This window comes from Cobetia sp. 29-18-1 (assembly GCF_029846405.1).
Classification (GTDB): Bacteria; Pseudomonadota; Gammaproteobacteria; order Pseudomonadales; family Halomonadaceae; genus Cobetia; species Cobetia amphilecti.
Genome location: NZ_JARWKS010000027.1, coordinates 1 through 22,527 on the forward strand (window position 1 = coordinate 1; position 22,527 = coordinate 22,527).

Here is a 22,527-nt window from a genome sequence, read left to right on the forward strand (position 1 = left end):
TCGGTCATGCGCTCGGACTGCAGGATGCGGATGTCGCCGCTATGGATTGTTTCGTTGGCCATTGGGCTGGCTCCAGCAGGAAGGTGAGAATCAGGCAGTGATCAGGCGCAGCGTGATGGTGTAAGGGTGATCCGGGCTCTGGCCGCCAGCAGCGAGCCGGTAGACCTCGGTGGCCGAGACAGCTTCGCCGCTGGCATGGTCGAACACGCAATCGAATGTTTGCCCATCGCCCCAGATGAGCGTCATGGGCGTGCCGTCTGGCCGCGGCGTGGCTGCCAGCTCAGTGAGGGCCAGCGCGGTGGCGCGGGTTACCCAGGCCCCGTTGCCGCTGGCGAGGGTGATGGGGCGCCCTGCCGCCTGCGCAGACTCCTCGATGATGAGTGCCCCGGTCAGCGTGGGCGTCTGCACCTGGCCGACGCTGTGGGACACCAGCTCATCGGTCCACTGGATGTCATCGGGCAGCACAATGCCCTCAAGGGTGATCGCCATGGCGTTCTCTCGATAGAAATGAAACGCCCGCCATCAGCGGCGGGCCGTCGTGCGTGAGGCTTGGGTCAATCGATCAAGGAAGGCATCGGCCTCGCTCTCATCCACCCCGTTCAGCGTGACCTGCTGGCCGGCGATATTGAGATCCACCGCCACGCGGCGCTGGGCCTGTACCGACTGGGTGAGCTGGCTGGTACGGTTCTGGGCGTCACGGTTGTTCTCGCGCTGGGTGACCTCTGCCTCCTGCACGTTGCGCTGACGCTCAGCCTCATCGGCCAAGGCCTGCTGCTTCTCCTGCTCGGACTGGGCGCGGATATCCTCAAGGCGAAGATCGTGAGCGCGTTCCGCCAGCCGCAGCGACTCCTGCGCTGCACTGATGGTCTGAGCATCGCCCAATGCTCGGGCGGCGTTGAGCGCCTCCTGAAGCTCGGCCTGTTGCTGCTGATAGCGCAGTGCCTCCACTTGGGCGCTATCGCCCTGCAGGCTGGCGAGTTCCGAGCGCAGACTGGCCAAGGTGTCACTCACGCTGTCTGACAGCGACTCGACCTGACTGCGCACCGACTGAATCGAGCTTTCGAGACCGGAAAGGTCCGACTCATCGAGCAGGTCGAAGCGGCGTGAGAGGTCGTCCATGTCCTGCGAGAGTGCGCTGGCTGGCGCCCGTCCTGCCTCGATCTGATCGGTCAGTGATTCCACGGCGATCTTCTGCTCGAGGAAGGCGATCTCGGTCTGACGTGACGTGGTGGCGAGGTCCGTCATCCAGGCTGTGAAGCCGGTGGAGTCGAGACGGGTGGCGAGGTTGTCGCGAAGATCACCGATCTCATGATCCAACTCGGCAATGCGGTCCTGCATGCCCTCGATGCCTTCGGCCTGGGTGTCGATCCCCCAGTCAGTCGCGAAGGCCTGATAGGCGGCGTCACTGAGTGACCGCATCTGCTCTTCCGTCTCGTGCAGGGCATTGCTCATCAGCTGGGCAATGGTCTGGGCGCTGCGCGTGACAGAGGCCTCCACCGTCTGGGCCGTGTCGGCAGAGGCCTGCTGCGCCTTGTCTCCCGTGTCCCGGGCTGCCTTGGCCGTGGCTTCCTGCGCCTCGATCCACTGCGCCTTGAGCGTGCGAGCCCCGGTCACGCCATCCTTGACCAGCCCATCGAGAACCGCGCCGAAGGCCTTGATGCCCTCGTCAGAGCTGATCTGCTCCTTGGCGCCGACATAGGCACGGCTCAGCTCCTTGGCGGATAGCTCGCCGGTAGAGGCGATCTTGGTGAAGGCATCAATGGCCGAGCGTTCCGCCTCGGTCACACCGGTGCGGATCTCCTCCAGGGTGGTGCCCATGTCCTTGGCCAGGCGGGCACCGGCAGACTTCCACTTGGTCGCGAGAGCATCCGCGCCGGTCACGCCGTCATTCACCAGTCCATCGACCTGCGCCTTCAGGGCGGCGATGCCCTTGTCAGACTTGATCTTGTCCTGCGCCTTCTCGAAGGCCGTCGCCAGCTGCGCCGCGCTCAATTCACCACTGGCCGCCAGCGTGGCGAAGGCATCAAGGGCTTCCTGCTCGCTGTCTGCGATACCACTGGACAGTTCGCCCATCGAAGTGCCCAGAGATGTGGCGGCGTTTTCCAGTGCCTTCTGGCGTTTGGCGGCCGCATCCGCTGCCTGCCTGGCGGCCTTCTCTTCTTCCTCGGCCTGCTTCTTGGCAGCAATGGCCGCAGCCTCAGAGGCAGCAGCCTGCTTGGCAGCCGACTTGGCAGCCTTCTGCGCGGCTGTATCGCTGTTGTCGAAGGCGTTGAAGGCATCCTTGGCAGCGGCAGCAGCTTGCTGGGCATAGCGCACTGCATCCGCGTTCAAGTCATTCAAGGTGGCACGGGCAGCCACGGCCCGTGCCTTGGCCTGCGCCACCTGTGCCTCGGATGCCAGCCCTACCATCTCCAGCGCCCTGACCGAAGTAGCCGTCAACTCCAGCACCCAGGTGGAAGCTGCCGCGACCGCAGCGACCAGCCCCGCGACTACAGATTGAACACCACGGAAGACCGCCGTGAGGGAGTTGCCGAGGAATTGCCCGGTATCAATGATCGACTGCATGGCGCCGCCGATCTGCTCGCGATGCTCTATGAAGCTGCGCGCCCACTCACCGCCAGTGCGAATCACACCCCCGATGGCCGTGGCGAGGTCATCCAGCAGCCCGGGGTTCTCTTCCAGCGCCTGCTCGAAGTCGGCAGACACCTGATTGACCGCCGGCGACAATTCGCCCAACAGGCGATTGCTCAGCCCCTGAACACGGCCTTGCAGGCGGGTGATAGCGGCGTCGGTCGCTTGTAGCTCAGCGATCCTCTCGGGGGACATGATCGCCCCCACTTCGCTGGCCTCTTCCATCAGCGCCCGAAGCTCAGCGGCATTGTTGGCAAGCAGTGGTTGCAGGCGCGTGGCATCGTCTGCCAGTGACTCCAGCAGATTGACCTGAGATGCCTGGGGCAAGTCCTTCATGGCATCGGCCAGCCGCAGCATCATCTCGTCCGGCGCCAGCTCGATCAGCTCCTCGGCCTTGATGCCCAGAGCCTCGAGGGCGTCTTGCGCCTCACCACCGCCATTCTGGTAGGCATCGCCGATCTTGTCGGCCGTGTCCTTGAAGATATTGGCAGTCTTGTCGGCATCGATGCCGGCACGCCGAAAGGCGTACTGATAACCCTGTAGCGCCTGGGTGGAGATACCCAGCGAACGCGACGTGATATCCAGTTGCTGAGCCATCTCGGCCTGCTGGACGGTGTAACGCGTGGCCCACCCAGCAGCCAGTGCAGCACCCGCCCCCGCTGCCGTGACAGCACCGGCGGCCCACTGCCTGAGCGTTGCGCCGGCTTTCTTGAAACGGCTTTCGCTGCGCTCGGCAGCCTCACCGGACTCGCGGGCGGCCGCGGCAGTCTCACGCAGGCCAGATGCCAGCGAAGTCACGTCGTCTTCCAGCTCGCGAGATTGGCGGGCCAGGCGCTGCTCTTCATCGGTCAGGTTGTCGATGTCCACACCCGCGGCGTGGGCGTCCTGCTGCAGGCGTGTGAGCTTCTGGGCCTGAGCCTCATGACCGGCGGTCGCCTTGTCAGCGGCCGCGCGGGCCTTGTTGAGGGCCTTTTCCTGCTGCTTCAGTTCACGCTCGACCGGCTTGAGCTCGGCAGTCAGCTGGGCCGCGCTGGCGCTGGCGTTCTGCCACTCTTCCTTGGCCTCATCCGTCGCTTCACGCTGCTGCTGCAACTCATCACGCAGGCTGCTGAGGCTTTGCGCCTGGGCATCGTAAGCATCCTTCGCCTGCTCCACGGCACCACTTGCCCGCGACAATGCCTGACGCTGCTCATCAGTGGCGTTGGCGCTCCGGCCGATCTCGGACTTGAGGTCACGCACACGCTGGGCGGCATCACGCCATGCCTGACGGGCGGCGGTTGTGGCGGTCTGGGCGCCCTTGTAGCTGGTCTGCAGCTGGGTCAGCGTCTGGGCCTGGGCGACATGCGCCGCCTTGGCGTCGTCCGCTTCTTGAGTCGCCCGCTGTGTCGCAAGCCGCAGCGAGTCCGCACCGTTGGCGGAATTCTCATACGCGGCCTGCAAGTCATCGGCCTTGCCCACGGCTTCGCGCATGGCGGTCCCGGCGTCATCCACGACTGCCGCGACCTTGTTGATCTGGGTGACCAGCTTCTGTTGCTGGCCGATGGCCGACATCTCTTCGGAGAGGCGCTCGACCTCGGCTGAGGCCTCGCTGCTGTCCTGCCCGAGATTGTCCAGCTCGCTCATCAGCTTGCCGATGTCTTGCAGCCCATCGACCGCGGCCTGAATGCGCAGCTGAATGTCACTCTGATTGGCCATCGTGTCGTGCTCCGGACATGAAAAAGCCCGCCAGATGGCGGGCTAGGTGGTGCAACTCACAGCAGGCAGGCTCAGACCTTGCCCGCCTTCTTCAGACGCTCCAGCTGGCGCACCTCGACGGTGAGGGAGTCACCGGCGGCATACTCCTTGCCGCCGTGACGATGCGCCTTCTTGAGCTTGACGCTCACCGAGTCGCTGGGCTTGGGTTCAGTGCCAGTCTTACCTGTAGCGGTCTTGGCGGTCATGGCTCGCTCCCGTTAGCTATACATGGTGGCGGTGTAGGCGGCGCCCTTGCCGGGCGGCACCACCAGCGAGCCGGACAGCTGCCCGGTGATGAACTCGGTGCCCATCAGCTCGGTCGCCTGATCCGCCGACAGCACGGCACGGAAGATCTCGACCCGGGTACGCTTGCCGGTGGCCAGGTTGATGCCATCCACCAGGATGTAACGCGGCTTGGAGATCTCGGTGTCCCCCATCACGCGATGGCCGGTGACCGCCTCGGTGTCGTAATCCACGGTGACATCGCCTGCCGCGGAAGCGGTGCGCGCCTTGATGAGACCGGCACTCAGGTTGATGTCGCAGTCAGCCGTGACATCGGTAGCGTCCTTGGTGACCACGACACTGCCCGCCGCCAGCGAGGAATGCGGCAACGCCGCCCAGGCCCCTTCCGTCAGGGTCAGCGCCTCGCCGGTCACGCTGTCAGCTTCGGCATCCGCCAGCTCTGCCGTGCCACCGAGCGTTTCTGCCAGCATGGCGGCCGGCATGGAATCGAACTGGATGGTGACACTGGCCGAATCGCTGGGCAGGTTGACGGCATCCAGCGCCTGGCCGTAGTTGTCCTTCTGGAAGGAAGTGCGAGAAATGCGGTTCACGCTGGTCGGCGTGATGCTCAGGGACGGCACGTTCATCGGGCCATTCAGGGCGCCGAACTTGCCGTCGGCATCCACCTCGGCCATGAAGATGTCGCCAGACATGATCAGGCCTGTGTCTTTGAAGTCAGCCATGAGTTACCTCGTGCGGGTGTAGGTGATGGTCACGGGCAGATAGATGGGAAGAATGCGGCTGCCCAGCTCCGCATCATCCAGTTCGGCTTCACCAGTCGTGATGGTGACCGCCAGCCCATCAAGCAGCACCTGGCTCTCCGGATAGATGGCGTTGTAAAGATCATTGAGTAGCGCATCCTGACCGGCACGCTCATGCGTCTTGAGGTCGAGATAGGCCTCGATCTGCAGGCTGATCGATTCCTTGCGCGTCCCCCGCCCGGCACGGGCCTCCACGTTGCTGGTCAGACGACGGACATGCAGCAGTGGCAGCGGGGTCTCCGAGCGCAGGTTGATCTGGATGGCCTCGGTCTCGATATGCGCGATGTCGGTGGCATGGCCATTGGCCGTCGAGATGGCCGCCAGTTGTGCCACGAAGGCATCGATCACGCGGGTGATGGGCGTCATGTGGCTCTCTCCTTGGCCAGGCGAGCGAGGAAGCGTTGCTGGAGGTCGAAGGCGACCTGCTTGCGCAGCTCGCCATTCACCTGATGATTCCAGTGGTTCTTGAGGGTCCAGCCGTTGGCACGGGTGAGGCGGCGCTGGCTGCCCTTGCGGTAGCGCACCAGCGGTGACTTGCTGCCACCCTTGGGATTGACGAAGCCATAGACCCGCATACGCTGGCCGCCCTTGCGAATCCAGATACTGGCGCGGGTGCCAGTGCCATCCTCTACTTCGGTGCGGTACTGCCAGAACTTGAAGGGCACCGGTGAGCGGCTGAGCGTGAGACTGGCGCTGGGCTGGTCCTTGCTGGCCTTCTCGACCGTGATGCGCGAGCGCACCGCCGCCGGCCTGACCTTGCCATCGGCGCTGATGTCATCGATGAGCTGCTTGCGGGTCGCGGATGCCTGCTCATTGATGGCCGAGGTCATCGCTCGGCGGGTGGCCGCGGGTAGCGCCTTGAACTCCGCCAGGCTTTCGGTCAGCCCCTCGATGGCCACGCCCTTGGGCAGCCGTGAATTCTTGCCACGCTTGCGAGCCATGCAGCCTCCTGTCAGCGAGGGATGGTGAACAGCTGCACGCTGATGCCATCATCGCTGCCTTCCACGATGCCTTCGATCTCGAGCGCCAGGCCGGCGATGTGAATTCTGTCGCCGGGCTCCGGCCACGGCCAGCGCAGCTCCGGCTGCAGCACCTCGACCACATTGCGCGCCTCATTGGCCTGGCCGATGAAGACGTTCTGGCGGTGCAGCCATGCCTGAATGGGATAGGCCTCACCACTCAGTGGCTCATACTCGGCCACCACGCCCTGTAGGCGACGCGCGGCAATCTCGACCATGCTGCGTGCCGGGTCGATGGATTCGATGATGAACAGCACCCCATCGCGGCGGCGGATGATCTGGCCTGCCGCCAGCTCGGCACGAGGCCGCATGCGCACCAGCGTGGAAGATGGGGCACGGATACCCGCCTGCTCTTCTCGCCCGGCACTCTTGGGCTCCACGAATTCGGCCCAGACCTCACGCAAGGTGGGCCAGCTGGGCGGGTGCCCGGTGCGGCTACCCAGCAGGGTGACGCGATGGCGAAGCTGTCCGGCGCGCATAGTCACCTCATGCGAAGTGGTAATGGGTGTAGTGATCGACCAGGGCGCCCACGGCCATGGGTACCTCTGAGGTGATGGTGCCGATGACCACGGCTTCGCGGGTCTCGTACCAGTGACCGATCAGCAGCAGCATCGCGGTGGTGATGTCGTCATCGATGACCAGCGCGTGCTCATCCCCTTCTGTCGGAATGGCGTCGTGGGTTTCATACAGCGTGCGCCCCGTGCGTCCTTCAATGACGCGACGGGCCGCATTGGAATAGGTATCGAGGAGCTGATCGTCCTCGGAGAAGTCCGGCTCCAGCCGGACGTGCAGCTTGATGATGTCCAGCTCGAGCATCGGCATGCCTCATGGGGCTTGCCCCAACAGGCAAGGGCCGCACGATGGCGGCCCTTGTGTCAGGTGGTGGATGAAGATCAGGCCGCCTTGCCGGTCAACGCCTTGATGGCGGCGGTGTCCTGCAGCACGCAATCGAAGCGATGGAAGGCGAGGAAGGCCGTCTGGTCGAACTCGGCATAGCGCTCGACCAGGCGCTTGAGCGTCATGTAGTTGATGCGACGAATCACGAACTGCTGGAAGTCACCGGCGAACATGAATTTCTTGCTCGCGGCCATGTCCTCGAAGCCCTGATCAATGAAGTAGGACTGACCGAGTACCGTGGATGGCGCCAGACCCGCGACGGCCGGCAGCCACAGCGGGCGACCCTGGCCATCTTCCATCTCGGTGATCTTCTGCAGAGTGTTGTCGTTGAAGCCCAGACGGAAGTTCGCCGCGCGACGGTACGCCGGATCAATGCTGTGGATCAGCTTGGTGATGTCCTTCCAGTTCAGGCTGGCCGCAGCGGCTGCCGCCACGGTGCCAGTGACCGAGGTGGCGAGGCCCTTGGGCTGCTGGGGGCTACCTGCACCGGTACCGCTCACCAGGTACTTGGCTTCGGCGCGACCGATACGGGAACCGATGCGCGAGGCCAGGAAGCCCTCGATGTCGAAGGCCGAGTCCTGCAGCAGCTCGTTGGAGACACGGATGACCTTGGAGCTCAGCTTCTTGGCGCCGAGGTTCTGGATGCCGAACTCGACATCCTTTTCACTGGCGGCGGTGTTCTCCCCCAGCAGCTCACCCTCTTCCCCGGTGCCGTCAGACACCGGCCATTCGATGTTGGCGCCATCGGAGGTATTCAGGATCTGGGCAACCGAGGCCAGTCCGCCATAGTCCTGCATGGATTCATGGATGCGGTTGAGCATGGTAGTCGGGACGGTGTAGCCGCCCTTGTCATTCTCGCCCGCTGCCTGAGCCCGCATCTCACGCATGATCGCGCGTTGCTCTTTACTCATGTTACCCATGCCTTCACGCACGAAGGCATCGAAGGCCGCGGCACGCTGCTCATCCACGCTCGGGCCCTGGGACTGCCCAGCCTCAGACGTCTGAGACTGGCCGCGCAGCTCCTCTTCGTTGTCACGCACGAATCGCTGGTCCGCATCGCGCAGGGCTTCTTCGCGATCGATCTTGTCCTGCAGGCTATCCAGCTCGCTCTTCATGGACTGCCACTGGCTGCGCTGCTCATCCTTCCATTCGGTGTCGCCGGCATCTTCATGCATCTTGCGCATGTCCTTGGCGACGGCCGCGTACTTCTGCTTCAGTTCAGAGAGTTTCATGTAGCCTCCACGGGCTCAGGCATTGATGAGTTCAAGGAAGCGCTCGCGGGCGCGGCGCTGATTGACGGCACGCTGCGTGATCTCTCGGAGTTCATCGCAACGGGCTTGGAGCGACCGCTTGGCGGCGCCCGCATCGGGGTAAGCCGGATAGGTCACGGGAGACACATCCAGCAGGCGGCTGAATCGGTGGATGGTGCGCACGATGACGCCGTGCTCGTCCTCGCCCCACTCGTCACCATCGGGGGCGACACGGAAGGCGAAGCTGGAGCCGGTGATGTCACCTCGTGTCAGTGGCGCCATGACCAGATCACGCACCGACTGGGTGTCGGGTGGGTCGATCTCATAGCGCAGGCCCTCCTCATCCACCGACAGCGACAGCGTGTTGCTGAGGGTGCGGCCGAGCACGAAGTTGGGGTCATGGTTGAACAGGGCGCGCACGTCATCGCCCAGCACGTTGTCGAACGCACCGGGGGCTATCTGCTCCTTGAACATGCCCATGATCATCTCGCTGCGCTTGTTGAAGACGGCGCCGTGACCAATGATCCGCAACGGCTGCCCTTCTTCGCCCGCTTCGGCGCGGACCTCGCACGTCAGGGCGCGCTTTTCTGTCTCACTCATGATGTGGAGTCCTCGGGCGAGGGTGACTGGCCCAGCTGACTGGCTGGGGTGGCGTTGACGCTGATCAGCATTTCGCTGAGGCCATCGCGTGGGTTCATGTCTTCCAGGGCGCGGACTTCGTTGCGGTCCATCCAGCCATCGGTGATGGCCTTGTGATAGAACTCGGCACGCTCGGTGGGGGTGCCGCGCAGCAGCCCGGCGAGGTTGAACTTGGCGTAGTAGCCAGCCCGTCGCTCGGTGGGTGTGAAGATGGCGCGGTTGATCTCCTGCTCCCAGTTAATGACCCAGGGCATCATCGTGTGCCGCACGAACTGGATGGCCTGCTCGGAGATGTTCGAGAAGGTGGCCTTGTCCAGGTCGTTGATCATGTGCGCGGGCACATTGAAGATGCCGGCCACCTCGGAGCGGTTGAGCTTGCGCGTCTCGAGGAACTGGGCGTCCTCCGGCGCGATGGTGATCGACTTGTAATCCAGCTGTGCGGGGAGCATCAGCGTCTTGTTCTCGGACTGGCGCAGACTGGCGACGGCCTTGGCCCAGGTCTCCTTGAGGCGGTTCCAGCTATCGGCGTTCAAGCTGTCCTTGACGGTGACAAGCCCCGTCGGGCGCCCGCCTCCCTCGAAGAAATCCTTGCCGTAGCGCTGAGCCGCCAGCCCGAGCCCGATGGTCTCGGCGTGCTGACGCACCACGCTGACGCCGGTGCGATCGTGTGAGCCGAGCGCGCGAACGTGGATCATGTCTTCGGTCGCGACAGCGCGTGAGCCCTCTTCATCGGTGACGGCATATAGCCAGCGGTTGCCGCGCTTCACCGGGCTGCAGTTCCAGGGGCAATGGCGCTGAAGAGACACGGCATTGCCTCGCGCATCGCGAACCACCTCGGTGTAGCCATTGCCCCAGCCGAGCACGTGGGACTGGGCCGTCTCGCGCCACTTGTAGCTGGTCTGCCAGTCGTTGGGCTCGTCATGCAGCAGCTGATACGCGGGGTGGTCCGTGGCGGCGGTGATGACACCGTTCTGCTTGCGCATGACGTGTAGCGGCAATTGCGCCAGCGAGGATGACAGCACGTAGATGCAGGCGTAGACCGCGCCAAGTGTCATGGCGCTCTGCTGATTGACGCTAATGCTGGAGTCGCCTCGCAGGTAGTCGGCCAGCGCTTCACCGCTAAGCGGTGTTGCCGGATTCTCGACCGAGCGGGTGGAGAACAGTTGATCGAGAATCATGAGGCCCCCTTACGCATGGCGCGTGCGCCGAGCAGTGCCAACACCAGTAGCAGGCTGCCACTGGCCATCAGCGCGTCCGCGAGGCCGAATCGCAGGTACAGGCCGCCCGTCAGGCTGGCGAAGCCGGCCAGCCCGAGGGTGTCGAACAGTAGGTTTCGCATGTCACATGACCAGGAAGTCGTCGTCTGAGAGGGAGTCGAGAAGGCTGGGCGGCTCGACATCGAGGGTGATGGCACGCCCCAACGCCATGAGCAGCGCGATGATGCCGTCGATCTTGTTGTCGGCGGCTTCCTTGCGCGGGTAGATGTTCTCTTTGGCGTCGGCCTTGGCGACCACGTTGCTGGCCATCCAGGTGAGTAGCGGGTCAGCCGGGTGCGTGAAGCGGCCGCCAGTAACGGCGGCTTCCATTTCGCGCATGGCGGGGCTCATGTTCTGGACCGTATTGCGGTACTCGATGACCGGCGCGCCTTCCTGCATCAGCTGATGGGCGAGCTGGGTGGCCCGCCACGGATCGTAGGCGACTTCCTGCACATCGAAGCGACTGGAGAGATCGAGGATGTCTTGCCGGATGACCTCGAAGTCGAGTTCTTCGCCATCGGTGATGATCAGGTGGCCAGAGTTGACCCAGCCCTCATAGGCAGCGCGGTTGCTGCTGGCGCGCTCGATCGCGCCTTCCGGCAGGTAGCTGCGCACGAAGGCACGCCACTCGACCTTGGCGTCTTCGCGCACCTTGCGGAAGATCAGGCCGATGGCAGCGATGTCGGTCTTGCTGGCAAGGTCAACGCCCAGCCAGCAGGGCTCGCCTTCCATCTGGTCCAGCGACATTGAGTCATCACCGGCCGCCAGCCAGGTGGCCATGTTCAGCCAGGCGCTGCGTGCCGAGACCCAGACATCGAGATGCTTGGTCAGAAAGGAGTTCTGGCGGCTGGGGTACTGGATGGCATCGCGCTGCGCCTTGAGCAGGAATTCCTCGCTGACGCTGACACCGAAGTTGGGGTTGGCCTTGCGCAGCACGTCCGGCGACTGCCAGTCGTCACCCTCATCGATGGTGTAGATGAGCGCGAAGAGTTCAGGATTATCGACCACGCCATCCAGCATCTGCTGCGCCTGACGGCGCTTGTCGTAGCAAGGGCCAGCGAGGTTGAAGCCGGCAGTGGTGATGATGAACATCAGCGGCTGATCGCGGGCGCCCATTCCGGTCAGCATGGTCTCGTAGAGGCTGGGCGATTGATGCTCGTGGAACTCATCGACGATGGCGCAGCTGGGGCTGGAGCCGTCGCCCGGGTCACCGATCATCGGTTCCAGACGGGAGCCGTCGCTGGGAATGCTGATGTTCTTGGCCATCACCTCGATGCCGGCGGCGCTGATCAGGGCCGGTGACTTCTGCAGCATCAGCTTGGCGGGCCGGAAGACCTCCCAGGCCTGCTTCTCTGTGGTGGCACCGCAATAGACCTCGGCGCCGTATTCCCCATCGGCGGCCAGCATGTAGGTGGCCACGCCCGCGGCAATCACTGACTTGCCGTTCTTGCGCGGCACCTCGATGTAAGCCTCGCGATAACGGCGCTGCCCACTGCGCTTGCTCATCCAGCCGAACAGCACACTGAAGATGAAGAGCTGCCAGGGCTCGAGCGTGATCAGCTTGCGTTCGCGCGCCCACTTGCCCTTGGTGTGAGGCAGCAGCTGGATAAAGGCGCATGCCCGCTCGGCGGCGTCACGGTCGAAACGGTAGGGAAAGGCGCGCGTCTTGGCCGCCTTCTGTTCATCGACATGACGCTGGCAGGCAAGGCGGACCCACTTGCAAGCGGGTATCCGGCCAGCCACCACGTCCCGAGCGTACTTGTTCGCAGCATTGACGTTGGGATAGCTGGCCATTGAGTGTCATCGCTTGTTGCCACCCAGCAGCTCGGCGAAGGGGTTGGCGGCGTCCTTGGACCCGGGCACGGCCAGGCGTGCTCGGCTGGACGGGTCGAGACCGAGTGCGCTGCCGAAGGTCGTCATCTGGCGGGCTGCCTCATTCTTCGCGGTCAGAGCTGGGTTCTTGATGGGGGCACCGGTGGCAGGGCTTTCCAGCACCAGGCCGCATTGCTGGATCTCGACCACGGCCTGCCGCCAGGTGGCGTAGGCATCGCAGTAGGCCTCGAGCTGATGCAGGTCAGAGCGCGTCAGGATCTTGGAGCCGACCAACCAGGGTGCGAGCTTGTCCCAGGCATCGCGGCCGATCTCGCATAGCCAGTCGGGCGCAGGCGGCGCGACATCGAGTGCATCACCTTCGGGCTCGTCATGGTTGATGGCACGCTTGCCGGCGTTGCCCTGCACCGCCTTCAAGTGGCTTGGTTTGGGCTTGCGACCTCGTGTCATCTGAGAATCCTTCGCGCTAGGCTGATTTTTCAATTTCGCGGGTGTGAGAAAGAAACGTAACGGAACGGTGGCCGCCCCCAAAGGTGGTAGAGATTGCACCCCCTCCCCCCCTCTCGGGGCCTGCCTCAGTCGCCTGATCTGGCCGCCAGTGCCTCGTTTGCCGTCTTGGCCTGATGGCAGGCCTTGCAGATCGCTTCGAGGTTGTCAGCGGCATCTGTGCCGCCCTGAGCCTTACCCACAATGTGATCAACTTCAGTAGATGGCGTGATGCGGTTCATGCGCTCGCATGGCTGGCAGAGGTAGCGATCACGCTTGAGAATCGCGTTTCGCAGTCGCCGCCATGGCCGACCACCACGGCCTTGCCCACCTCGCTTACTCTTGCCCCAGTTGATAGCGCGATCGGCATGCGCCTCGCAGTACCCGTGAGAGGCCGTCGTCTTGCCACCACACATGGGTGCCTTGCAGGGTCGCGGCGGTTTGATAGGCACAGACCTTCTCCTCTACTACGTTAAGAGTTGCGCATACCCGAACATGCAGGGACACCGATCAAAGGAGACGCCCATGATGCTCGAGCTATATCTCTATCGCTGCACTGACGGCTGGGCAGTACGTCGTGAGCTCGAGGATATGCCGCACAAGACATTCAAGCAGGAAGCCGAAGCCCGTGAGTACGCAGAGGCTCTCGCCCATATCAAGGGATACAAGCTCTATGTCATCCGCGACGGAGGCACTGGGCGAGACCACGTACTGTGACCAGGGCAAGGGAGTGATCATGAGTCGATGGGTAACGCCATCTGGAGCTCTTGCCGCCAGTAGTCAGCGCGAGACTCCAGCGCCGGCTTGACCCACCGATGGCTGGCCAGCTCGCGACCGGCAAGGCTGCCCTTGGCATTCTGGTCATCCAGTGCGCGACAGGCCTTCTCGAACTCTTGCATAGCGCTCAGCTCACCGCGCATCAACGCATCGATGCGTAGGTCACACCATGCGGCAAAGTCATCATCCAGCCATCGCGCGAAGGCCACCGCTAGCTTGGGATGCAGCCATGTGCCTTGTAGCAAGCCACCTCTTCGGGTGATCACGAGACCGAAGTCCGATTTTCGGACATCGGTCCTCCCCATCGCTCTAGCCAAGGCAGCGATATAGCTTTGGGTTCGCGGAAGCTCCAGCCATTTGGCCGGTCTCTTGCCAAAGCGCTTGGCAATGTCAGTAGCATTGATCCAGCAATCTGTGTTGAAGCGGACCGACTGGCCTTCGTAATCGAATGGAATAACGTTTGTCATCGGTAGAAGCCTTTTAGAGATAGAGCCTGTCACCCAGGAGTCGCCAACCCAGAGAGGCCCGATGAAGCCATCGGCGCTCCTCAGGCTCTATCCTGAAAGGCTCTGGTAAGTGCCGGGCGCGGGTGAAGCGCCCACAAAAAAGCCCCGCCGGAAGGCAGGGCTTTTCAATTCTTGCGGTGTTACTCGGCAGTCGTCTGCTCGGCACTATCAGGGCCATCGGCCAGGCGCTCGAGGATCGAGGCCGTCGCCGTGCGGTCAGCGTTGAACCGGCGACGCTGTGACTCATAGTCAGCCAGTAGGCTGAGCAGATCGCGGTTGGATGTCACTGGCCGATCAGGCGCAGGCAGTGGATTGAGCAGGTAGCTCGGCACATCAGGCGTGCACTGCCACTCAGTGGGCATCACCACTGGCTTGCTCTCGAAGGCGCTGCAGCCACTCAGCAGCAGCGTCAGGCACAGGCCGGTCAGCCCAATCCCCAGTCGGCGCATCGTCTCTCTCCATCCGGCGTGCAGCTGCCCGGGCAGCCATGATTGAACGGTCATCCAGAGCGCGGCTGGCCTCGCGTGCCTCCAATGCGACGGACAATCGCTTCATCTGATTGCCGTAGTGCAGCGCCATCATCTCGAGCCCGCGGTTGACCGCCTTCTCGGTGGATAGCTCAGCCTTGAGATCATTGGCATGCTGCTCGGCCTTGGTCGCCTCATAGGTCTTCATCGCACCCCAGCCCAGCACCACTGCCATCAGGATGACCTCGATCTTCACGCCTGATATCAGCTTGCGGCCCCATGCCCACGCGGTCGTGATCAGTGCAGCCATCGTCCCAGCACCTTATCGAAGATGGCGTCAGACTTGGCACGCAGCCACTCGACACCGAGGAAAGCGATCGCGGCGCCAATGGCCACGGCCATATCCTGATCCAAGCCACCCCAATCCAGCAGCGGCTTGAGCGCCAGTGTCAGGCCACCCACCAGAGTCGCCTCGAGAACTGACTTGTAGAAGCGGCCACCGGCATGCAGGCCGCGCAGCAGCGCGATCACAAATGACAGCCCTGCTGCATAGAGGTTGGCTTGATACGGCTGCAGCCACTCCAGCAGCATCTGCCATGTCGATGGATCGCGGTGCGGCATATCGGCGGGCTCGTGGTCGTCATCATGCATATGGCCTCCTGAGTCGGTAGGCCCTGCGTAGTTCGTCGTTATCGTTATGCGATGTGGCCGCCAGCACGCACGTACACGCCCAGCAGCTCATCGGTATCAAGCTCGCGCTGCCCATAACCTGCCCCTGGCAGGCTCGCCCAGATGCGCCGGCAGGCGTGGATGGCCTCAGCGATGCGCCCGTCATACACCAGCCCCAATGCCCGGCACTGGCGGATCAACTGCTTGGCAGCCTCATCCTGCGAGGCAGGCGAGAAGTCCGGCAGGTGGAAGCGCTTGGCCAAGTCATCCCACGTCCCGACCAGGAACTGATACCGGCCCGCCGCCGTGCTGTGGATCTTGTACGACTTGAGCCACACCGATTGGCGGGGATGATCATCGAAACCATCGAAGGTCGTGCCACCCACCAGCACGTCATAGCCCTCAATCGAGCTGAAGCGTGGCGTGCCCTCGGCATAGGCAATGGTGTCCAGGAAGGCCGCCAGATTGCTGGCATCATCAGCCGCCGGATCAACAGGCGCATCTAAGCCCACCAGTTCGACCTCATCGAGCCAGTGCGCTGGGGCATGTGCAGGCATGGGAATCACCGGTAAGCAGATACGAAAAAGCCCCGCCGGATGGCAGGGCTCGGAAATCACATGGAACACACTACGAATATCGTCTGCGGGAACGACCGTGCGTCAATGCCGCTTCGGCAAGCTCATGTGTAAGCCGTGTGAACTCACATTCTTCGATGACGTCATCAAGCGCTATCCCCATGTCATCACACACAATGCACAAAGACTCGCCCAGAGGCTTAAGATTACCTCTTCTGGCTTGCTCCACATGAGTCACACTGATGATGTCATCTAGCATTCGTCACTCCATAAGACTTGATGCGGGGAAAGCCCGCTCAGTGATGGCACTTGTGGAGAATACCTTTCGCAGCGCTTGACGCGCCTCCAACTGCTTCTGATCTCGACGTGCTCTATTGCACGCCTGCAAAGCTAGCTCTCGGGTGAGCCCCAGGTGCTGGTAACGCTCAACAGCCTCATGAACAGCCAAGTGCTCAGTCTCTATGATTTGGTTGAGCTCTCGGCCTAAACGTAAAACATTACCTTTCTCCCCGCTCGCCACCAAGCTACGAGTGATATTCCCCATTATTTTTGTATCCGTTCGGTAAGTTTCGTAAACAAGATATCGTTACAGTAGCGTTTACACTTCAACGGAATGCTGATCAGAAATTATTGATTCATGGGGAATCTTGGGCAGATACAACGAAAAAGCCCCGCCGGATGGCAGGGCCTTGAAATAAGCGGTGATCCAGAGACACAAGAATCACACAGTAGCTGAATCGTATCCTCTCGCGGCCACTTTTGCAACATATGGTAGTCAAGCAGCCATTTCAGCCTGTGAAAGCACCATATACAGTAGTGAGTCGCGACCACGCGCCGCAGTTTTCCGTAGTGCCGTGGGTGACTTGAACGGCGCCACCTCCACCGCCCCAGGCGCCCACCCCAGCCGCGCAAGAATTGCTACCTGCGCCGCCACTGCCTGGGATTGGGTCATCATGCGCGGTGACCGGCAATGCTGCACCGGCGGGATAGCATAGGCCGCCAGCAGGACCGCCATGCGTTGGCGATCGGTCAGGCGTGACAGCAGCGCCGCCGCCATTGTCCGCCACTGACTTTCCTGCTGATAGCGCTCGGCAGCCTTGCCGACATGATCCACCAAGCCCGTGCACTCGCCACGCCCTTCCCCCATGCCGCCCACCGATGACACCTGATGCCAACCGGCATTCTGATGGCGCAGCCCGGTGCGATACTCGATCTCTTCCTCGAGCAGCTCATCCAGAGCATGCGCCAACGCCTGCTGACGCCTCACGCCCTCCGGCAGCTTCTCGATCAGGCGGAAGGTCTCCGCCAGCCCCATATCCTCGATCCGCTGCATGTCCTGCCCTCCTGCTCCGGGTTGCTACGTGAGCGCTATTCCGTTGCCTTGCGCCACTCACTGCCATGCGGCATCACTTCTGGCTCACCGGCCACCACCGTCTCGGGCCAGCTCGCATAGGCCACCAGCACCGCCTTGGCCTCATCCACTCCCTTGGCCAGCACTGCCAGATAGCCATTGGCCTCCATCTTCTCAAGCCATTCGCGCTGAGACTTCGCCAGGGCAGCATCGTGAGGTGGCGCGGCTTTGAACTCGATATAGAGCCCGTGATACCCACCACGGGCCGTGGCCACCACCAGGTCACTCACCCCAGCCCGCACGCCCTGCATCTTGAGGTCTGCCGCCGTCTTCTTGTTGCGCTGGCCGCCATTGGGGACGTGGTAGACCACACCGCCCAGCAACTGCCCCACCTGCATTCCGTTCTGGTGCTGAGCGTACAGCCAGCGAATCAGCACCTTCTGCTCCAACCCTTCACGGTCGATACGTGGCGCCGACTTGCGGGCTTGGCCGGCGGTACGGTTTGGCGACTTGCAGGCCGCCACCTTGGCGGAAGGATGTGTTGCCCAGCTCATTCAGGTCTCCTTTGCGCCGACTGCCAACGTCGGAAGTTGGCGATGATTCGTGGCAGCATCTGGCCAGATCGCCTGCTCTTGTCCATCTCGGCCAGGGACGAAACACCACACGCCTTGCAGAGGAAATCCACGCCATCCTCATATTGATGAGTCCCATCCGGGATGGTGTTCTCATCAAGCTTGTAGCGATGCCGTTTGGCGTGATCGAGAAATAACAAGAACCCCTCAGCAGCCAACAGCATCTCGGCCATCTGGGCATACTTGCCCTCTATGCTTGCCATCACCCTGCTCCCCTTATCCGAACACCCTTGGCGTTGTAGTGTGGCCTACCCAAAGCAATGCAGCGCTTGCACGTGCCCAGGCATCCCGCCAGCTGTTGGATCGCCACCCGCTTACCACAGGCGAAGCAACGGCGCCGGGTAGAAGGGTTCGGCCGTGTGAAGCTGCCAGCGGGGCGATAGCTCACTGCAGAGCTTCCAGCATGTCGGGCTGAGATTTGCCCCGCGTCAGACGCAGCAAGCGATACTCATGGGCCGCACTCCCCCCACGGCGGCGACTCTCCACTCTTACCCCATGATGGCGACGCAGATCTCGCAAGCGCGCACTGATGGCAGCTTCACTATCCAGCCGATCGAAGCGGACAAGGATCTCGGCGGCCAGCTCATGCAGCATCAGCCATGAGCGCGATTCACTGAGCGCCAGATAGGTACGGCCCAGCTGACTTGCGGGATTGTCCAACGTCGCACGTCGTGCCCGTGGGGTTCTGCCAACATTGGCACCGGCAGTGGCTGTGAACGCTTGATGCTCGTGATTACCCATGCGCTAACCCTCCCCGCATAATCTTCAGTGCTTGAGTCGGTGTGATGCCTGCCAGATCTCCCGCTGCTTGGCGTGCTTTGTCTTCCCCCGCCATGACGGCACGTTCCGCCGGTGACAGTTGGCCGTCATGACCAATCGCCGCTTGCGGCTTGAGCTCTTCGCCGCGGGCAAAGCGCTCTACCACCTGCTGGTAGTACACACGGAAGGCTCGTTCGTGCTTGTCCATGCGCTGGTAGGTGGCCGAGGCCATACCGTGGAGGTCCATGTGCTCACCAGCCGCAGCGATAGCCTCATGCGAATACGGCTTGCCGGTGAAGGCGTGGTCCTGCAGTGCCTGCCAGGCGGTGTCGAAGTCCGGCAATCCAAGCCCCTCGGGGGTCATCTGACATAGCTCGGCGAACTGCATGGCGCTATCCGGCGGGAAGGCGTTACCGCGCTGCTTGAGCGACTTGGCCGTGCGTGCCTTCTCGGCCTGCAAGCCACAGCGCAAGTGCTGGGCGCTCAGGTGGCTCAGGGCCGCCAGCCACTCGCCTTCTACGTCACAGCTCACCCACTGGCCATTCTCCTCAGTGCCCCAGCCCATCTCACGGCAGCGTCGGTGCCAATGGGCGCCATGCAATTGGGCCAAGCGATCGAACAATGCATCCACCGCCTTCTGGCTCACCCGTGGCAGGTCATCACAGCCACTCGCCATCGATGACGTCGCCGGACGGCGGCTGGCCTTCGGCTTGTTCACGGCGGCGCTGCTCAATGAGTGCACGCCCTTCAGCGGCTGAGAGTTTCGAGTTACGGATTGGACCAGTTGAGCGACGGCTTCCATGGGTGCCTCCAGCGATGCGTGCATTGTTGTTCGATGAAGTGTTGGCGTTCTGGCTCATGCGGGCCTGACGGGCCGCCTCTCGCTTGCGGTTATCACTCACCCAGCGCACGAACTTGGCGCACCAGGCATGATGCGAGTACGTCCGCCCCGGTTGATCCGCAAAGTGCGCGGTGAAGTCCGCCAGCTCGCCCTGATCCCAAGTCAGCGATGGATCACCACGGCGCAGCGTCTCTGTCTGCCAGTGGGTCGCATCCGGCTGCCAGTCCAACGTCATCGGCATCTGGCGGGCGCCGGCAGTCACTTGCGGCTGGCCGCTGTCAGCCTGTTGAGCGGCATTGGCAAAGATCGGGTGCTCATCAGGGGCAGCAGCAGGCTTGGCAGATGCTTCCTCTTCATCACTACCTGCCATCAGTGCCTCAAGCTCTTCTGGTGACGGCTCATCGGCAGCTTGCTGCTGCTGAGTCACGCCCATGGAGAGACGGTAGAAATTCGAGGTTTGACGGCCGGTCTTCGTCTGACGTGGCACCACTTCCATCAATCCCTGCTCAACCAACGCCTCAATCGAGCGCTGTACCGTGCGCATCGAACAGGCCATCTCATCTGCCAGGCGACGGATGGACGGCCAGCACACACCCTGCTCATTCGCGTAATCAGCCATCAGCATCAGCAACAACCGTGGTCCCGCCTTGATCGCTCCCGGCAGCGTGGGCATCGCCTCGCGAGCCCATGCCATCGCTTGAAGACTCATGCCCCACCTCCTGCCAACTTCACGTGACGTGCCGCATGTGCCCGGTGCCACTTCATGCCGCCCAGCTCATCGCCCTTGTCACCGCGGCGGGCAGCGAGAATTGCATTGCACTTGTGCCAAGTGGCATAAGCTTCGTGATACTCACGGGCCCGCACCGGCTGCTCATGGCGGACATCTTCTCGCTGAGCAATATGACGACTCGCGCGAGCCATCTCGGCTTCAATACGTGCCGTGCTCATGCTTGCCGTTATGCTCATGCCATTACCTCGTCACCCTTGGCCGCCATCCCCAGCGACAAGCGCTCATAACGTCCTGCCTCGCTCATGTGGTAGTCGATCGACAGGGTGCGGCGAGCATCTTCCTTGGCCGTCTCGCCCTGCCCCTTGCCACACTCCAACAGAGCCACCACAGCCAGGTGGTGTTGCATGCTCATGCGCAAATCGATTACGCCACCCACCCGCTCACGTTTCTCGATGGCCACCGCCAGTCGATAGGTTTCCTGCTTGAGTTCCTCGCAGCTCCAACCGCGATAGCTCAACAACAAGCCCTTGGCTTCACTCGTCTTGATCGTCATGCCATACTTCCTTGGCGTAGTTGAGATGCCCCGTCATGGTTTGGTCGCCGGCGGGGCTTCTTTGCATCTAGCGTTTCATTACTTGCCAACCACTTTCAGCGGCTTGCGCATCGCCTGTAGCTGCCCCATCAGGGTGCTCATCTGCTGCTCGATGGCCTTATGCTGCGCTTCCAGCTGTGCAGCCTCTTTGTCATCTATCTCGCCATCTGCAATCGCCGCCTGAATCAGCGCCGCCATCGCGCCCTGGCCCTGCTGTGCATTCAGTACAGAGGCGAACACGTCCCCACGACTCACCTCGCCCTGCTCATAACGCGGCACCGCCACCATCCCCAAGTGATCGAGGAACGGGGCGATCAAACGCATCTGGTGCTCGCGATCCACGTTCCAGAAGATCCCCACCACATCGATCAGACGCATCGGCATGGGGTCGTCCTCGGCCACCCGGCGGTAAAGTGACTTCACCGACATGCCGATATCGCTTGCCAGCACTTTTGGGCAGCACTCGAAAACCACGTCATGCACCGCATCCAGATAGGTATCCATGTCACGTTCGGGGGCTGTATGACTGTCCATGGTGAATCTCTCCGTGTTCGTTCCGTTTAAGCCGATATGGGCGGCCGGCTATTCTGTGGCTGTCAGGCGGTATGCTTGTTGGGCATGAAGCGATTCCGGATTTCCGAAGCCTCAACCACAGAAGGTGAAAGTCCCGCGATGGCCTCTGCATGACTGGTTTCGCCGGTGTATTCCGTTCTGGGCAGGCCCCCCCTCTCGATCCACTTGTAGACGGCACGGATTGAAACGCCGCAAGCCTTGGAAACCGCCCCCACACCTCCTGCCTGCTCGACCAGTTCGCGCAAGGAGTTCATTTGTTTGCCTTTAAATATGTACCGGAAGTACATAATAGACATGTACTGAAAGTCAAAGCAAGTCCAATCATCATTGGACCCATGGTTCATACACTGTCTGAACGGGATGAGTTCGCCTCCCGCCTAAAGAAAGCACTTGCCGAGCAGGGCATCCCTGATCGCGGTCAAGGCGTGCATCTAAAAAATCTCACAGGCGTCACCCCTAAGGCCGCCAGCAAATGGCTCAATGCTGAGTCAATGCCGGGACAGTCCAAGCTAGTGCTGATCGCCAAGGGGCTAAACGTGCGTGCGGAATGGCTGAGGTTCGGAACCGGGCCAATGAGAGAAAACAGCAAGAATGAGCTGGTTTTCCATGAAGCCGAGTTTGTGGATGGAGACGCCCCACTCCGGGAGGATGAAGTTGAAATTCCCTACTTTCGGGAAGTTGAGATGGCCGCAGGAGATGGCCGTACCCAAGTGATCGAAAATCACGGAGCGTATATGCGCTTCAGCCTGCCACGCCTGGCCCGTGCAGGTGTAGATCCCAAGCAGGCCGCCTGCGCCACTGTCACGGGCGATTCAATGGAGCCAGCCATTTTCGACGGCTCCCCCATCGGTATCGACAAGAGTTGCCGTCACATCATCGACGGCAAGATCTACGCACTGGATCACGGGGGCATGCTGCGCGTGAAGCGACTCTATCGCCTGCCCTTGAACCGTATGCGCGTGGTCAGCGATAACCACATCGAGTATCCGGAAGAGGTCTACACCCTGGGGGACCCCGACGCCCCGAAAATCATCGGTCGTGTCTTCTGGTGGGAAGTGTTTGCCTAACGAAATCCTCTCGCGCACGCGCATAACCAGAGAGAGTGATTCTAATAGGTAGGTTCTAGGTACGACGCTGGTGTCGCTCTCCCCCTGACACTGGTGTCACCCTCCCCCCCGACACTGGTGTCACCCTCCCTTCCCCGCTCTCGTTTCTGCCTATTGGCTAAATCCCCTCTCGATCATCAGGCCGCTCCCCGGAGCGGTTTTTT

Annotated in this window: 31 protein-coding genes; 2 read left to right on the forward strand and 29 right to left on the reverse strand. The window is 62.2% G+C overall.

The window, feature by feature from the left end:
- Positions 1–90 precede the first annotated feature (90 nt).
- From QD208_RS16200 to QD208_RS16270, 15 genes are all read right to left on the reverse strand, one after another.
- Positions 91–489 carry a hypothetical protein gene (locus QD208_RS16200; protein ID WP_279837433.1) on the reverse strand — a complete coding sequence of 133 codons (399 nt, stop codon included), beginning with the start codon at positions 487–489 and terminating at the stop codon, positions 91–93.
- A 33-nt stretch (positions 490–522) separates the two neighbouring features.
- The gene (locus tag QD208_RS16205; protein WP_279837434.1) at positions 523–4,326 is read right to left on the reverse strand and encodes a hypothetical protein; all 3,804 of its coding nucleotides are present in this window, start codon (positions 4,324–4,326) and stop codon (positions 523–525) included.
- Between the two features lie 71 nt (positions 4,327–4,397).
- Complete coding sequence (locus QD208_RS16210; RefSeq protein ID WP_279837436.1) at positions 4,398–4,571, reverse strand: hypothetical protein; 174 nt, start codon at positions 4,569–4,571, stop codon at positions 4,398–4,400.
- A gap of 12 nt (positions 4,572–4,583) precedes the next feature.
- Positions 4,584–5,330 carry a hypothetical protein gene (locus tag QD208_RS16215; protein WP_279837437.1) on the reverse strand — a complete coding sequence of 249 codons (747 nt, stop codon included), beginning with the start codon at positions 5,328–5,330 and terminating at the stop codon, positions 4,584–4,586.
- Positions 5,331–5,333: 3 nt separating this feature from the next.
- On the reverse strand, positions 5,334–5,774 hold the full coding sequence (locus tag QD208_RS16220; protein WP_279837438.1) for a hypothetical protein: 441 nt from the start codon (positions 5,772–5,774) through the stop codon (positions 5,334–5,336).
- A complete protein-coding gene (locus tag QD208_RS16225; RefSeq protein WP_279837439.1) occupies positions 5,771–6,349 on the reverse strand; it encodes a hypothetical protein in 579 nt (192 codons plus the stop codon). The genes QD208_RS16220 and QD208_RS16225 overlap by 4 nt, the downstream gene beginning before the upstream one ends.
- Positions 6,350–6,360: 11 nt before the next feature.
- Positions 6,361–6,906 carry a head-tail adaptor protein gene (locus QD208_RS16230; RefSeq protein WP_248380754.1) on the reverse strand — a complete coding sequence of 182 codons (546 nt, stop codon included), beginning with the start codon at positions 6,904–6,906 and terminating at the stop codon, positions 6,361–6,363.
- A 7-nt stretch (positions 6,907–6,913) separates the two neighbouring features.
- Positions 6,914–7,243, reverse strand: a complete 330-nt coding sequence (locus QD208_RS16235; RefSeq protein ID WP_279837440.1) for a head-tail connector protein — start codon at positions 7,241–7,243, stop codon at positions 6,914–6,916.
- Positions 7,244–7,320: 77 nt separating this feature from the next.
- Positions 7,321–8,556 (reverse strand): phage major capsid protein, encoded by a 1,236-nt coding sequence (locus QD208_RS16240; protein WP_279837441.1) that lies wholly within the window; start codon positions 8,554–8,556, stop codon positions 7,321–7,323.
- 15 nt (positions 8,557–8,571) lie between these two features.
- On the reverse strand, positions 8,572–9,174 hold the full coding sequence (locus QD208_RS16245; protein WP_279837442.1) for an HK97 family phage prohead protease: 603 nt from the start codon (positions 9,172–9,174) through the stop codon (positions 8,572–8,574).
- Positions 9,171–10,391: a phage portal protein gene (locus tag QD208_RS16250; protein ID WP_279837443.1), complete on the reverse strand. Its 1,221-nt coding sequence runs from the start codon at positions 10,389–10,391 to the stop codon at positions 9,171–9,173. Before QD208_RS16250 ends, QD208_RS16245 begins: the two co-directional genes overlap by 4 nt.
- Complete coding sequence (locus QD208_RS16255) at positions 10,388–10,552, reverse strand: hypothetical protein (RefSeq protein ID WP_165873905.1); 165 nt, start codon at positions 10,550–10,552, stop codon at positions 10,388–10,390. Before QD208_RS16255 ends, QD208_RS16250 begins: the two co-directional genes overlap by 4 nt.
- Position 10,553: 1 nt before the next feature.
- Positions 10,554–12,263, reverse strand: a complete 1,710-nt coding sequence (locus tag QD208_RS16260; RefSeq protein WP_279837444.1) for a terminase TerL endonuclease subunit — start codon at positions 12,261–12,263, stop codon at positions 10,554–10,556.
- A gap of 6 nt (positions 12,264–12,269) precedes the next feature.
- Positions 12,270–12,749: a phage terminase small subunit P27 family gene (locus QD208_RS16265; protein WP_279837445.1), complete on the reverse strand. Its 480-nt coding sequence runs from the start codon at positions 12,747–12,749 to the stop codon at positions 12,270–12,272.
- Between the two features lie 125 nt (positions 12,750–12,874).
- Positions 12,875–13,201: an HNH endonuclease gene (locus QD208_RS16270; protein WP_279837472.1), complete on the reverse strand. Its 327-nt coding sequence runs from the start codon at positions 13,199–13,201 to the stop codon at positions 12,875–12,877.
- 109 nt (positions 13,202–13,310) lie between these two features.
- Here QD208_RS16270 and QD208_RS16275 point away from each other — a divergent pair, with 109 nt between their 5' ends.
- Entirely contained in the window at positions 13,311–13,502 is a 192-nt protein-coding gene (locus QD208_RS16275; protein WP_279837446.1) for a DUF2188 domain-containing protein, read from the forward strand.
- Between the two features lie 17 nt (positions 13,503–13,519).
- On the opposite strand, the gene QD208_RS16280 is transcribed toward QD208_RS16275, so the two are convergent.
- From QD208_RS16280 to QD208_RS16345, 14 genes are all read right to left on the reverse strand, one after another.
- Entirely contained in the window at positions 13,520–14,029 is a 510-nt protein-coding gene (locus QD208_RS16280; RefSeq protein WP_279837447.1) for a KilA-N domain-containing protein, read from the reverse strand.
- Positions 14,030–14,208: 179 nt separating this feature from the next.
- Positions 14,209–14,430 (reverse strand): hypothetical protein, encoded by a 222-nt coding sequence (locus QD208_RS16285; RefSeq protein WP_279837448.1) that lies wholly within the window; start codon positions 14,428–14,430, stop codon positions 14,209–14,211.
- A complete protein-coding gene (locus tag QD208_RS16290; RefSeq protein WP_175089174.1) occupies positions 14,420–14,845 on the reverse strand; it encodes a hypothetical protein in 426 nt (141 codons plus the stop codon). The genes QD208_RS16285 and QD208_RS16290 overlap by 11 nt, the downstream gene beginning before the upstream one ends.
- Entirely contained in the window at positions 14,833–15,186 is a 354-nt protein-coding gene (locus tag QD208_RS16295) for a phage holin, lambda family (RefSeq protein ID WP_144726159.1), read from the reverse strand. Before QD208_RS16295 ends, QD208_RS16290 begins: the two co-directional genes overlap by 13 nt.
- Positions 15,187–15,230: 44 nt before the next feature.
- Complete coding sequence (locus QD208_RS16300) at positions 15,231–15,761, reverse strand: glycoside hydrolase family 104 protein (protein WP_279837449.1); 531 nt, start codon at positions 15,759–15,761, stop codon at positions 15,231–15,233.
- 793 nt (positions 15,762–16,554) lie between these two features.
- Positions 16,555–17,112: a hypothetical protein gene (locus tag QD208_RS16305; RefSeq protein WP_279837450.1), complete on the reverse strand. Its 558-nt coding sequence runs from the start codon at positions 17,110–17,112 to the stop codon at positions 16,555–16,557.
- 35 nt (positions 17,113–17,147) lie between these two features.
- The gene (locus QD208_RS16310; protein WP_279837451.1) at positions 17,148–17,684 is read right to left on the reverse strand and encodes a VRR-NUC domain-containing protein; all 537 of its coding nucleotides are present in this window, start codon (positions 17,682–17,684) and stop codon (positions 17,148–17,150) included.
- Positions 17,681–17,965, reverse strand: a complete 285-nt coding sequence (locus QD208_RS16315; protein WP_279837452.1) for a hypothetical protein — start codon at positions 17,963–17,965, stop codon at positions 17,681–17,683. The genes QD208_RS16310 and QD208_RS16315 overlap by 4 nt, the downstream gene beginning before the upstream one ends.
- Positions 17,966–18,146: 181 nt before the next feature.
- Positions 18,147–18,422 (reverse strand): hypothetical protein, encoded by a 276-nt coding sequence (locus tag QD208_RS16320; protein ID WP_279837453.1) that lies wholly within the window; start codon positions 18,420–18,422, stop codon positions 18,147–18,149.
- A 73-nt stretch (positions 18,423–18,495) separates the two neighbouring features.
- Entirely contained in the window at positions 18,496–19,239 is a 744-nt protein-coding gene (locus QD208_RS16325) for a replication protein P (RefSeq protein WP_279837454.1), read from the reverse strand.
- Positions 19,181–19,987 (reverse strand): DnaT-like ssDNA-binding domain-containing protein, encoded by an 807-nt coding sequence (locus tag QD208_RS16330; protein ID WP_279837473.1) that lies wholly within the window; start codon positions 19,985–19,987, stop codon positions 19,181–19,183. Before QD208_RS16330 ends, QD208_RS16325 begins: the two co-directional genes overlap by 59 nt.
- Positions 19,988–20,324: 337 nt before the next feature.
- Positions 20,325–20,645 (reverse strand): hypothetical protein, encoded by a 321-nt coding sequence (locus tag QD208_RS16335; RefSeq protein ID WP_279837455.1) that lies wholly within the window; start codon positions 20,643–20,645, stop codon positions 20,325–20,327.
- A 78-nt stretch (positions 20,646–20,723) separates the two neighbouring features.
- Positions 20,724–21,188, reverse strand: a complete 465-nt coding sequence (locus QD208_RS16340) for a phage regulatory CII family protein (protein ID WP_279837456.1) — start codon at positions 21,186–21,188, stop codon at positions 20,724–20,726.
- A gap of 92 nt (positions 21,189–21,280) precedes the next feature.
- Positions 21,281–21,511: a DNA-binding protein gene (locus QD208_RS16345; protein WP_279837457.1), complete on the reverse strand. Its 231-nt coding sequence runs from the start codon at positions 21,509–21,511 to the stop codon at positions 21,281–21,283.
- On the opposite strand from QD208_RS16345, the gene QD208_RS16350 reads away from it, so the two are divergent.
- A complete protein-coding gene (locus tag QD208_RS16350; protein ID WP_279837458.1) occupies positions 21,512–22,324 on the forward strand; it encodes a helix-turn-helix transcriptional regulator in 813 nt (270 codons plus the stop codon). It abuts the gene before it with no gap.
- Positions 22,325–22,527 lie beyond the last annotated feature (203 nt).